This window comes from Streptomyces sp. AC627_RSS907, from assembly GCF_019049165.1.
This window is the reverse complement of the sequence record NZ_JAGMUE010000135.1, coordinates 70,602-81,940: the sequence shown is the minus strand read 5'-3', so window position 1 is coordinate 81,940 and position 11,339 is coordinate 70,602. Positions and strand designations below refer to the sequence as shown.

Annotated in this window: 10 protein-coding genes; 5 read left to right on the top strand and 5 right to left on the bottom strand. The window is 73.1% G+C overall.

Going from position 1 to position 11,339, the window contains the following annotated elements:
* Positions 1-336: 336 nt before the first annotated feature.
* Positions 337-1,119 carry a hypothetical protein gene (locus tag KUM32_RS27540; protein ID WP_217144671.1) on the bottom strand — a complete coding sequence of 261 codons (783 nt, stop codon included), beginning with the start codon at positions 1,117-1,119 and terminating at the stop codon, positions 337-339.
* A 305-nt stretch (positions 1,120-1,424) separates the two neighbouring features.
* Between KUM32_RS27540 and purN the strand changes: the two genes are divergently transcribed.
* The 3 genes from purN to KUM32_RS27525 all read left to right on the top strand — a co-directional run bounded on the left by purN (position 1,425) and on the right by KUM32_RS27525 (position 5,416).
* Entirely contained in the window at positions 1,425-2,063 is a 639-nt protein-coding gene (gene purN, locus KUM32_RS27535) for a phosphoribosylglycinamide formyltransferase (protein ID WP_217144670.1), read from the top strand.
* Positions 2,060-3,631, top strand: a complete 1,572-nt coding sequence (gene purH, locus KUM32_RS27530; RefSeq protein ID WP_217144669.1) for a bifunctional phosphoribosylaminoimidazolecarboxamide formyltransferase/IMP cyclohydrolase — start codon at positions 2,060-2,062, stop codon at positions 3,629-3,631. Before purN ends, purH begins: the two co-directional genes overlap by 4 nt.
* Positions 3,632-3,928: 297 nt before the next feature.
* Positions 3,929-5,416 carry a glycosyltransferase family 39 protein gene (locus tag KUM32_RS27525; RefSeq protein WP_217144668.1) on the top strand — a complete coding sequence of 496 codons (1,488 nt, stop codon included), beginning with the start codon at positions 3,929-3,931 and terminating at the stop codon, positions 5,414-5,416.
* A gap of 210 nt (positions 5,417-5,626) precedes the next feature.
* On the opposite strand, the gene KUM32_RS27520 is transcribed toward KUM32_RS27525, so the two are convergent.
* The 4 genes from KUM32_RS27520 to KUM32_RS27505 form a co-directional block, all read right to left on the bottom strand.
* Positions 5,627-6,094, bottom strand: coding sequence for a hypothetical protein (locus KUM32_RS27520; protein ID WP_217144667.1), 468 nt, complete (start codon positions 6,092-6,094; stop codon positions 5,627-5,629).
* A 99-nt stretch (positions 6,095-6,193) separates the two neighbouring features.
* Positions 6,194-7,753: a serine/threonine-protein kinase gene (locus KUM32_RS27515; RefSeq protein ID WP_217144666.1), complete on the bottom strand. Its 1,560-nt coding sequence runs from the start codon at positions 7,751-7,753 to the stop codon at positions 6,194-6,196.
* A complete protein-coding gene (locus KUM32_RS27510) occupies positions 7,750-8,520 on the bottom strand; it encodes an FHA domain-containing protein (protein ID WP_217144665.1) in 771 nt (256 codons plus the stop codon). Before KUM32_RS27510 ends, KUM32_RS27515 begins: the two co-directional genes overlap by 4 nt.
* 127 nt (positions 8,521-8,647) lie before the next feature.
* Positions 8,648-9,208: a hypothetical protein gene (locus tag KUM32_RS27505; protein ID WP_217144664.1), complete on the bottom strand. Its 561-nt coding sequence runs from the start codon at positions 9,206-9,208 to the stop codon at positions 8,648-8,650.
* Between the two features lie 345 nt (positions 9,209-9,553).
* Here KUM32_RS27505 and KUM32_RS27500 point away from each other — a divergent pair, with 345 nt between their 5' ends.
* Positions 9,554-10,408: a bifunctional methylenetetrahydrofolate dehydrogenase/methenyltetrahydrofolate cyclohydrolase gene (locus KUM32_RS27500; protein ID WP_217144663.1), complete on the top strand. Its 855-nt coding sequence runs from the start codon at positions 9,554-9,556 to the stop codon at positions 10,406-10,408.
* A 151-nt stretch (positions 10,409-10,559) separates the two neighbouring features.
* Positions 10,560-11,042 carry a DUF3017 domain-containing protein gene (locus tag KUM32_RS27495; protein WP_254406224.1) on the top strand — a complete coding sequence of 161 codons (483 nt, stop codon included), beginning with the start codon at positions 10,560-10,562 and terminating at the stop codon, positions 11,040-11,042.
* The last annotated feature ends 297 nt before the right edge of the window (positions 11,043-11,339 follow it).

Sequence of the window (11,339 nt, the reverse complement as noted above, 5' to 3'; positions counted from 1 at the left end):
CGGTGGGGCGGTGGCGGGGGCGGGGTGCGGGGGCGGCGGGGGACCGGAGGGCGGATGAGGACGCCGTGCCGCTCGGGCTGTACGACCAGGATGCCGACGGCGGTGACGGTGCGCCGTACGATCACCTGCCGGTCGATCCCCCGGCGGGGCCGCTGCGCGGGTCCTGAGCGGCGGGGCCGCGCCGGGGCGGCCCAGGGCACTTCTCGCCCCCGCCGCCCCTTTCCTTCCCGTCCCCGGGGACTGCGCCCCCAGACCCCGTATTCGGCCCGAACGGCCTCGCCCTCAGACGCCGGACGGGCTGGGAACCGCCCGCTCCGGCGTCGAGCGGGGGCCGGGTCAGTCCCCCGTGTCCAGCAGGTCCCGCAGTTGTTCCGGCAGGTGCCGGTCGCAGGACTGCTGGGCCTCGTTGGTCAGGGCGTCGTTCTCGCAGGTGTAGTAGTCGCGGTAGACCAACTGGGCGCCGAAGGAGGCGGCGACCAGGACGAGGGCAAGGGAGGACGTGACCAGGCCGCTGATCGCGGCGGTGCGCTGCGGCCGGCCGGTCTGCTCGGGCGGCGGGGCCGGGGTGTCCGGGTCGCCGGCGGCGCGGACCTTGGCGTTCAGCGCGCTGATCCCCCAGTACAGACCCAGGGCACCGAGCAGCAGGGCCACGTACGGCCACGTGAAGAGCGCGAAGAACAGGGCCCACATACCGCTCAGCAGGGCATAGCGGGCGCGCCGCTGGGCCGGGTCCGCCGGGTCCCAGCGCGGGCCTCCGCCGCCCTGGCCCTCGGGGCCCGAGCCGCCGGGACGCTCGCCGAAGTTGCCCGCGGAACGGCCGGGCTGCCGGTCGCTCCACTGGCGGCCCCACGGTGAACGCCCGCCGCCGTCACCCTGCGAGCCCCGGGAGTCGTCGCCCGACGGGTGCCGCGGCTGCCAGGGGCGGTCCGGCGTGCCCTCCGGGGGCGGGGCGAACGGATTGTCCTCCTGGGATGCGCCGCCCCGCTCGCCGCCGGTCTCCCGGTCCGAGGAGGAGTCGGGCGGCGAGGAGGGACGTTCCCGCAGCACGACGGCGCTGCGCCCCCCTGGCTGCGCCGACTGCTGGGGGAGCGTGAGCAGTCGCGGGCTGCGGTCCGGCATCAAGTGAGCGTCTTCCCCTTGGCGATAACGAACTGGCGGCAACGGAATGGAGAGTACGAACTGGGCGGCACGACTGGTGAACGCGTGGGGCGCAGGTCGCGTTCCCGGTCCGGCTCCACGCAGACGCTACCTCCCGGCCGCGCCCCCGTCCCGTGGGGGCCGTCCGGTGTGCCGGTATCGTTGCTGACGGTCGGCTGCTTCGTAGACTTCCCCGTATCCCGGGGCGCGAAGCATTCGTAGGACCGCACAAACCCGCGAATGCGCGAGCCGACCGCAGACCCGCTCCCCCGAGAAAGGCCCCCACCGTGGCCGCCAAGCCCGTGGCCCAGCGCGCCAAGCGCCTCGTCGTGCTGGTCTCCGGATCCGGTACGAATCTGCAGGCGCTCCTCGACGAGATCGCCGCCACCGGCGTCGAGGCCTACGGAGCCGAGGTCGTGGCCGTCGGCGCCGACCGCGAAGGCGTCGAGGGGCTCGCGCGCGCGGAGCGCGCCGGGCTGCCGACCTTCGTACGAAAGGTCAAGGACTACGGGACCCGCGAGGAGTGGGACGCGGCGCTCGCCGAGGCCGTCGCCGCCCACGAGCCCGACCTCGTCGTCTCGGCCGGGTTCATGAAGATCGTGGGGAAGGAGTTCCTGGCGCGGTTCGGCGGGCGTTTCGTCAACACCCACCCCGCCCTCCTCCCCAGCTTCCCGGGAGCCCACGGTGTGCGGGACGCGCTCGCGTACGGCGCCAGGGTCACCGGCTGCACCGTCCACTTCGTCGACGACGGCGTCGACACCGGGCCGATCATCGCGCAGGGCGTGGTGGAGGTCCGGGACGAGGACGACGAGAGCGCTCTGCACGAGCGCATCAAGGAAGTCGAGCGAAGGCTGCTCGTCGATGTCGTGGGGCGGCTCGCCCGCAACGGCTATCGCATTGAGGGACGAAAGGTAGTTATCCAGTGACCGCCACCGCCGAGAGCAACAAGCGGGCCATCCGTCGCGCGCTCGTCAGCGTCTACGACAAGACCGGGCTGGAGGAGCTGGCGCGCGGGCTGCACGAGGCCGGCGTCGAGCTCGTCTCCACCGGCTCCACCGCCGGGCGGATCTCCGCGGCCGGCGTGCCCGTCACCAAGGTCGAGGAGCTGACCGGCTTCCCCGAGTGCCTGGACGGCCGCGTCAAGACCCTGCACCCCAAGGTGCACGCCGGCATCCTCGCCGATCTGCGCCTGGACAGCCACCGGCAGCAGCTCGACGAGCTGGGCGTCGAGCCGTTCGACCTGGTCGTGGTCAACCTCTACCCGTTCCGTGAGACGGTCGCCTCGGGGGCCACCCCCGACGAGTGCGTCGAGCAGATCGACATCGGCGGCCCCTCGATGGTGCGCGCCGCCGCCAAGAACCACCCGTCCGTCGCCGTGGTCACCAGCCCGGCCCGGTACGCCGACGTCCTGTCGGCCGTGCAGGACGGCGGCTTCGACCTGGCCGCCCGCAAGCGGCTGGCCGCCGAGGCCTTCCAGCACACGGCCGCGTACGACGTCGCCGTCGCCTCCTGGTTCGCCTCCGAGTACGCCCCCGTCGACGAGTCGCGGTTCCCCGACTTCCTCGGCGCCACCTACGAGCGCGCGCACACCCTGCGCTACGGCGAGAACCCGCACCAGCCCGCCGCGCTCTACACCTCCCCCGAGGGCGGCGGCCTCGCCCAGGCCGAGCAGCTGCACGGCAAGGAGATGTCGTACAACAACTACACGGACACGGACGCCGCCCGCCGTGCCGCGTACGACCACGCCGAGCCCTGCGTCGCGATCATCAAGCACGCCAACCCGTGCGGCATCGCGGTCGGCGCGGACGTCGCCGAGGCGCACCGCAAGGCGCACGCCTGTGACCCGCTGTCCGCGTTCGGCGGCGTGATCGCGGTGAACCGCCCGGTCTCCAAGGAGATGGCCGAGCAGGTCGCGGAGATCTTCACCGAGGTCATCGTGGCGCCGGACTACGAGGACGGCGCCCTCGAAGCCCTCACCAAGAAGAAGAACATCCGCGTGCTGCGCGCCCCCGAGGCGCCCGCCGCCCCGGTCGAGGTCAAGCCCATCGACGGCGGCGCCCTCCTCCAGGTCACCGACCGCCTCCAGGCCGACGGCGACGACCCGGCCACCTGGACGCTCGCGACCGGCGAGGCGCTGTCCGAGGCGGAGCTGGCCGAGCTGGCCTTCGCCTGGAAGGCCTGCCGCGCCGTCAAGTCCAACGCGATCCTCCTCGCCAAGGACGGCGCCTCGGTCGGCGTCGGCATGGGCCAGGTCAACCGGGTCGACTCCGCGAAGCTGGCGGTGGAGCGGGCGGGCGCCGAGCGCGCGCAGGGGGCGTACGCCGCCTCCGACGCGTTCTTCCCCTTCCCGGACGGGCTCGAGATCCTCACCGCCGCGGGCGTGAAGGCCGTGGTCCAGCCGGGTGGCTCCGTCCGCGACGAGCTGGTCGTCGAGGCGGCGAAGAAGGCCGGCGTGACGATGTACTTCACGGGGACGCGGCACTTCTTCCACTGATCACTGACGATCACTGGTCACTGATCCCTGGTCATTGGTGACTGGTCACTGGTCGCCGGGTCACTGATCACCGAGCACGCGCGAGGGCGCGGCGCCACGAGCGACAGCGTGGCGCCGCGCCCTCGCGCGTGCCGCGTGCCTGCCGCGTGTCCTCGTCCGTCCGTGCGGCGTCAGGCTCCGCGCTTCCGCACTCCTACCTCTGGCCAATTCCTTACAGTCGATCACCGTCAGGCCGTCGATCGCCCATACTGGTGCGACCCATCCCGGTGATCAGCGCAGTGAGGACCCGGCCGTTTCATGACCACTCACCCGGCCGGTCCCCGGCCGCGCACACCCGTCTGGGCGGTCCCGGTGCTATGGACCGTCCTCCTCGGCCTGTGGGGGCTCTCCCGACAGGACAGCGTGTGGCGGGACGAGGCGGCGACCTGGCTGGTGGCCCAGCGGTCGACCGGACAGATATGGCACACGCTCCAGCACGCGGACGTCGTGCACGGGCTCTACTACCTGTGGATGCACGCCCTCTTCAGCTGCTTCGGGCCCGGCATCACGACCCTGCGGCTGCCCTCCGTGCTGGCCATGGCCGCGGCGGCGGCCTGCGTCGCGGTTATCGGTCGTCGGCTGGGCGGGTTCCGGACGGGTCTGGTGGCCGGACTGGCCCTGGCGCTGCTCCCGGCCGTGCAGTTCCAGCTCCAGGACGGCCGCTCGTACGCGCTGGTCGCGGCCGGTGTCGGACTCTCGACCCTGCTGCTGGTCTCGCTGCTGCGGGAGCCCGGCCGGACGGCGAGGTGGGCCGCCTACGGCGGCGTGGTCCTGGTGGGGGCGCTGCTGCACTGGCTCTCCCTGCTGGTCCTTCCCGCGCACGCCGTGACGCTGATCTGGACGCGGGCCGGGCGCGGGGTGTGGGCGCGGTGGGCCGGGGCCTCGGCGTTCGCCGTGGCCGGGGTGCTGCCACTGGTCCTCTACAGCCGGGGCCAGTCCGGGCAGGTGGCCTGGATACCGCCCCTGACCTGGCAGACGGTGATCGCCCCGGCGGTGCTGCTGTCGGTGGGAGGGCTCGCCGCCCTGCTGGACCGCCCGAGGGCGGGTCGGCTGTCGGTGGCGGCCGTCGGGTTGCCGCTGCTGGCGGTGCCGCAACTGGGCCTGATCGGGCTCTCGTTCGTCCAGCCGGTGTTCCTGGACCGGTACATCGCGTTCAGCCAGCTCGGACTGGCCCTGCTGATCGGCGCCGCAGTCGACGCGGCGGCACGGGCCGCGGCACCGCGGTTTCCGCGGGCGTCCGTGTGGCTGGTCCCCGCGGTGGTCCTCGTGGCGGTGGTCGCCCTGCTGCCGCAGTCCCTGGGCACACGGTCGCCGAGCAGCAGGGTGGACGACGTGCTGGCGGTCGCGGACCACGTGCGCAGGTTGCACAGGGACGGGGACGCGGTGCTCTTCGTCCCCGCGTTCCGGCGTGACACCGCGCTGGTCTCGCCCGGCGCGTTCACCGGACTGCGCGACATCGCGCTGACCCGGAGCCCCGAGGAGTCCGGGACGCTGGGCGGTGTGGAGGCGGAGCCGGCCAGGATCCGCGCCCTGACGCTCGCCGAGCGGCGGGTTCTGCTGGTGACGGACGCGTCCCTGCCGGACGGGGCGGTACCGGGCGCGCGGGACGGAGCGAAGATGGCCGTCCTGCGCGAGTACTTCACGGTGGTGGCGGACGAGCGGGTCCGCGGACGGCGGGTGACTGTCTACGAACGCCGACCCGACCGGACGCCCTGCCCCTCTGGCTCCTGCCCCTCGGCCCCCTGACTCCGGGAGCCCTTGACCCCCTCGGCCCTCTGACTCCCGAAGCCCCTGGCCCCTTGTGCCCTGTCCCCTGGCCCCCTGACTCCCGGAGCCCTTGACCCCTGTCCCCTGACCCCCTGCCCCCGTACCTCAAGGACCGGTGACCTGACGGCGGTGGCCTCCGGGCCCTCCTGGAGAGAGGGGCGGAGGCCACCGCCGTCAGGCGGGTTCAGGTCAGCAGGGGCGCAGGGACCAGATCGGGTCCCAGGTGGCCGTGCCGGCCTGGTAGGCGGTGGACGTCCAGCGGACGCTGCCGTCCTGGTTGAAGAACTTCGCCACCGTGCCCGGTGTCTGGTTGTTGGTGAACGGGCCGTCGCCGGTCCAGTTGGTGACGTTCCACGTCTGGCACTTGTAGAAGTCGAACTTGGTGCCCTTGACGACCATGCACAGGTGGCCGTAGCCGCAGGCCAGGTCCTGCGCGGCCTTGGTCCTGGGCGCCTTGGTGACGGTCAGGCCCTCGTACGTGACCACGTCGGCGGTCACGCTCAGGGGCTTCGGCTTGTCGGCCAGCACCTCGTCGGCCGCCCGCTGGAGAGCGGTGACGCGGGTGCCGGCCGGGTCGGCGGCGGTGGCCGCGACCGTGGAGCCGGCGACCAGGGCCGATGCCGCGAGGAGCAGCGCGGCGGGCTTGGTGATGTTCACTGTTGTTCCCCCATGAACGTCGGTGTCTCGTACCGCCGAAGCGGTGTGCTCACACCGTGCCCGGGACGCCCGCCGCGCGGTACCTCGCAACTCCCAGGGTCACTTCCGCGCGGGCGGCGTGTACTCCTTGAGGTAGTGGGCGACGCGGTCGGCGTAGGCGCGGTGCTTCGGGGGAACTCCGCCCGCGTCGTTCACTTTGGCGTACGACGTCCGGTAGGCCGCGGCGATCAGTACCCGGCGATCGCCCGGCAGGCCGGCGTCGAGGCGCGGAGCGATCCAGCACAGGTAACGGCCCATCGCCGGGATGGACTCGGCGGGCGGGAACGGGGGTTCGGGGACGGTCTCACCTGGTGTGCCGTCCTCGTTCATCCACCAGCGCAGGACGGACGGGGTCCAGCGGGCGATGCCGTACTCGTTCGTCACGGGGTCGGAGAGGTCCGGGTCGAAGTCGCTCTCGACCTTCAGTATGGCCGCGATCAGGGAGGGGCTGACCTCCTCGCGGCCGCAGTCGTGCGCCGTCTCGACGATCAGCAGGCGGTAGGCGGGCGGCACGTCCCGGTCGGTGCGCAGCTCGCCCGCGCCGTAGGAGGCGGCGGAGACGGTCACGGTGCTGCCGGAGGCCGGGGTGGCGGGGCCGGGACCGCCGTCCCCGTCGGTCCGGGCGCTGATGCCGTAGCCGAGCGCGGCGACGGCGACGCAGGCGGCGGTCCAGGCGGCGAGGACCACCCGCCGGGGGCGTGCGCGGCGCGGCAGGGCGGACCGGCCGGCGCCGCCCGTGGCCGCCGACACCCGTCGCAACAGGGCGTCGGTGCCGACGCGTTCGGCGTGCGTACGGGTCAGGCACGCGCGCACGATCTCCCGCCACGCCTCGGGCAGCGCGGGCGACAGCCGCAGCTCCTCGGTGCCGCGCGCGTAGGCGGCGCAGGCGTCGCGGCGGGCCGTCGGCGTGCCGCCGGGCAGCGGGAAGGACCCGGTGAGCACGAGGTGGGCGAGGACGCCGAAGGCCCAGACGTCGGCGGAGGGGCGGATACGCCGGCCGCGTTCGCCGATCTCGGACCAGAGCAGTTCGGGCGGGGTGTAGTCGGGGGTGGAGAAGGCGGGGGTGTAGGCGTGGGTGCCCTCCAGTTCGGCGGCCATGTTGAAGTCGGCGAGCCGGACCGAACCGTCCTTCATCAGCAGCACGTTGGCCGGTTTCAGGTCCCCGTGCACCCACCCGGCGTGGTGCAGCTGGGCCAGGCCCTCGCACACCTGGGCGACCAGCGCGGGCCCGGCGGCCGGGCGGGGGGAGGCGGACAGCAGGGCGGCCAGGGAGCCCTCCGCCTTCTCCAGTACGAGGACGGTGGCGCCGTCGAGCGCGGGGCGGGCCGGGTCGTCGACGACGAGGGTCTCGTACATCCGCACCAGCCGGGGACGCCGGAGCCGGCGGTGCAACTCGACCTCGCGTTCGACGAGTTCGCGCAGGTGCGTCAGGTGGCGGGGCGTGCCGGTGCCGGTGGGCAGGAACTTCAGGGCGGCCGTGCGCGGCAGCCCGGCCGCCTCGTCGCCGACCCGGCGGGCCTCGTACACGCTGCCGAAGGCGCCCGTCGCGATCGGCGCCCGTACCTCCCAGCCGCCGACCCGGTAGCCCTTCGGGACGGTGACGGCGTACGGCTCGGTCACCGGGGCACCTGGCGCGGCGGCGCCGTGAGGACGACGAGGTCGTCCTCCCGTACGAGGTCGAAGCGGAGCGCCATGGACACCAGGGACTCCTTCTTGCCGTTGAGCCGCGCGCCCGCCTCCGCCGTCTCCGGGCCCGGCTTCAGCCGCAGCTTCACCGCCAGGTAGTCGATGTTCCACTGGACGGAAGTGCGCGAGGCGGCCGGCCAGCCGGGCCGCAGTCGCTCGACGACCTGCTCGACGGTCGGCAGCGGCGCGTGCGGCGCGCCCCGCAGCCGCGGCTCGCACAGGGCGGCCAGGACCGCGAAGTACCGCTTGGTGCGGTCGACGGAGAAGGCCGGGGCGGTCGGCTCGCCGTCGGTGCCGTCCGCGGCGTGCAGGTAGTCGTGGCGCGGCGCCCACACCTCGACCGGCAGCAGGTCACCCGCGGCGGGCAGCACGATCCGCGAGAACTCGAACGGGATCGGCGCGTCCAGCCGGCCCGGTGCCACCTTGACGTGCTCGCCGGCGCCCTCCGGGTTCTCCACCACGTACGTCTGGTGGGACGAGAGGTTGCTCAGGGACCAGAAGGTGCCGTGGGCGGTGATCTCGCCGGCTCTGCGGGACACCCCGTCGTGCCCGATCCGCAGGCCTCCCTCGGCCACGGACCGTCCGAAGACGAGCCGTTCGCCGGGCGCGAGCCGGAACTGGGCGGGTGTACCGGCGCGGTCACCGGAGCGGCCGCGTGTGTCCTCCGGGGTCGGCGGAGGTACCACGATGATGCTGTACAAGGTGCGTCTCCCCGTGCCTGACGGCTACCCAGGTCAGACTAGGGCGACGCACCAGGGCCGTGTCTGCCCTCTTATGGGTGAGACACGGCCCTGTGACGTGAATTGGCCGGAAAGTGCCCCGGGCGCCTCAGTAGCGCGGGCGCTTGAACCAGGCGGAGCCCTTGGAGTTGCCGACGAACACGGCGATCAGGATCCCGAACACCAGGTGGACGATGCCGAGCAGGGTGAACGGGTAGACGGCGAGGATCGCGGTGAGGATGCCGAAGACCAGGGCGGTGACGCGCAGGCCGTTGCCGCCGGAGTTGAACTTCGTGGCCAGCACCGCCGCCCAGACACCCCAGACGAGCGCGAGGGCCATGAGACCCCACAGCACGCCGGTCGGGTAGTCGGCCAGTTCCTCGAACGCGGCGTCGTCCTTGGCCTTGTCGATGGTCGCGGCCGAGAGGGCGAACAGCGCGGTGCCGATGACCTGGAAGCCGACGATCACCCAGAGCAGGACGCGGGCGGTGCTGACGGTGCCCGGCATCGTGGTGGGCGCGGCACCGTACGGCTGCTGGACGGGCGGTGCCTGGGGGTAGCCGTACCCGGGCTGTCCCTGCGGCTGCTGGTAGCCGTAGCCGGGCTGCCCCTGGGGCGGCTGCTGACCCTGCGGCGCACCGTAGGGGTTGTTCGGGTCGCCGAAACTCATGGCGGTACTTCCTCCGTCGCTGTCAAGTGCGGGGACGATGCGCGGCACGACTCGGAGGAAGATTCTTCGTAGCGGTTCGTCCCCCCGGTACGGCCCCGCGGCACTGTGTCGCCCAATCGTTCTTGACCGGTCTCTTGCTTGTCCAGCCCGGCCCCGAGGTGTTGTGCAAGTGCAACCTCGTTGATCACGGCCGGACGCGACGGGGACGCGTCCCGCACCGCCGGTAGCCACCCTGCCCGGCCGGTAGCCACCCCGCCCCGCCGGAAGCCGCCGGGCACCGTTCGGGCGGTGCCCGGATGGTGGCCGGATTGGAACAGGGGGCCGGTCATCCGCGAGGATGGGGGTATGACCGCCCAGATTCTCGATGGCAAGGCCACCGCAGCCGCGATCAAGTCCGAACTGGCCGCCCGTGTGGCGGCGCTGAAGGAGAAGGGCGTCACGCCCGGCCTCGGCACCGTCCTGGTCGGCGACGACCCCGGCAGTCAGAAGTACGTCGCCGGCAAGCACCGCGACTGTGCCCAGGTCGGCATCGCCTCCATCCAGCGCGAACTGCCGGCCACGGCGACCCAGGAGGAGATCGAGGCGGTCGTCCGCGAGTTGAACGAGGACCCGGCCTGCACCGGCTACATCGTCCAGCTGCCGCTGCCCAAGGGCATCGACGAGAACCGCATCCTGGAACTGATGGACCCGGAGAAGGACGCGGACGGCCTGCACCCGATGAACCTCGGCCGCCTCGTCCTCAACGAGCCGGCGCCGCTGCCCTGCACCCCCAACGGGATCCTCACCCTGCTGCGCCGCTACGGCGTGGAGATCAAGGGCGCCGAGGTGGTGGTCGTCGGCCGCGGTGTCACCATCGGCCGCCCGATGCCGCTGCTGCTCACCCGGCGCAGCGAGAACGCCACCGTGACCCAGTGCCACACCGGCACCCGCGACCTGGCCGCCCACCTCAAGCGCGCGGACATCGTCATCGCCGCGGCCGGCTCCCCGCACCTCGTCCGGCCCGAGGACGTGAAGCCGGGCGCCGCCGTCCTCGACGTCGGCGTCTCGCGCAACGCCGAGGGCAAGATCATGGGCGACGTCCACCCCGGCGTGGCCGAGGTCGCCGCCTGGATCTCCCCGAACCCCGGCGGCGTCGGCCCCATGACCCGGGCCCAGCTGCTCGTCAACGTGGTCGAGGCGGCGGAGCGCAGTGCCGGCTGAGGGGACTGAGGGCTCCGGGAGCCCCGTGCGGTCCGAGGGTTCCGCCGGGGCTCGCGTTCCCGCGGGCGGTCGGGGGACCAAGCGGGCTGAGGGGCCCACGGGGGCCCAGGCGACGCACGAGGCCGAGGACGCCATGGACGCCAAGGACGCCATGGACGCCAAGGCCGCCGAGGAGAACACCGGGCGCCCCGGGGACATCACCGTCCGGGACCCCGTCAGCGCTCCGGACGCCGAGGGCAGGCCGCGGCGCGTCACCCGCCGGTTCCCGCTCTTCACCCGCGACACCGCGCGTCCCGAGGGCGGTGGCCGGGCCGCGCCCCGCGACGCCCCGGCGCCCGCCCGGCAGTGGCCGATCCTCACCGTGGTGCTCCTGGTCGGGCTCGGCCTGCTGCTGACCGCGCTGGACGTGTTCCGCTGGGGGACGCTGCTGGTCGGGGCCGCCCTGCTGGTCGGTGCCGCGCTGCGCTGGGTGCTGCCCGACGTCGGGATGCTCGCCGTGCGGTCGCGCTTCACGGACATCACCACCTACGGCATCCTGGGCCTCGCCATCGTCCTGCTGGCGTTGATGACCCAGCCGGATCCGGTGCTGAAGATCCCGTTCCTGAAGGACGTCCTGCACTTCACGGTCGAGTAGGGCGACCGGCACCGGCCCGCGTGCGGCGGCCCGTCCTCACCCCCGTGGAAGGACGGGCCGCCGCCGGGCTCCACACTCCTGCACACCGAACGCCCTGTTCAACGCCTGTCGGGGCGCTGTGGCACGGAAGTGACCGTTCCGCTACTCCGTCACGCGACCCGCGCAGACGTCGTTCCGGGAAGGGCGGGGCCCGTGTGCTCTGTGTGAGGGCGTATGTGCGTTCCGTGTGTCGAAGTGTCGACAAGTTCGCGGATTTACCGCCAAGTCGTTCGACAACAGGGCTAGCGTGGTCGACCG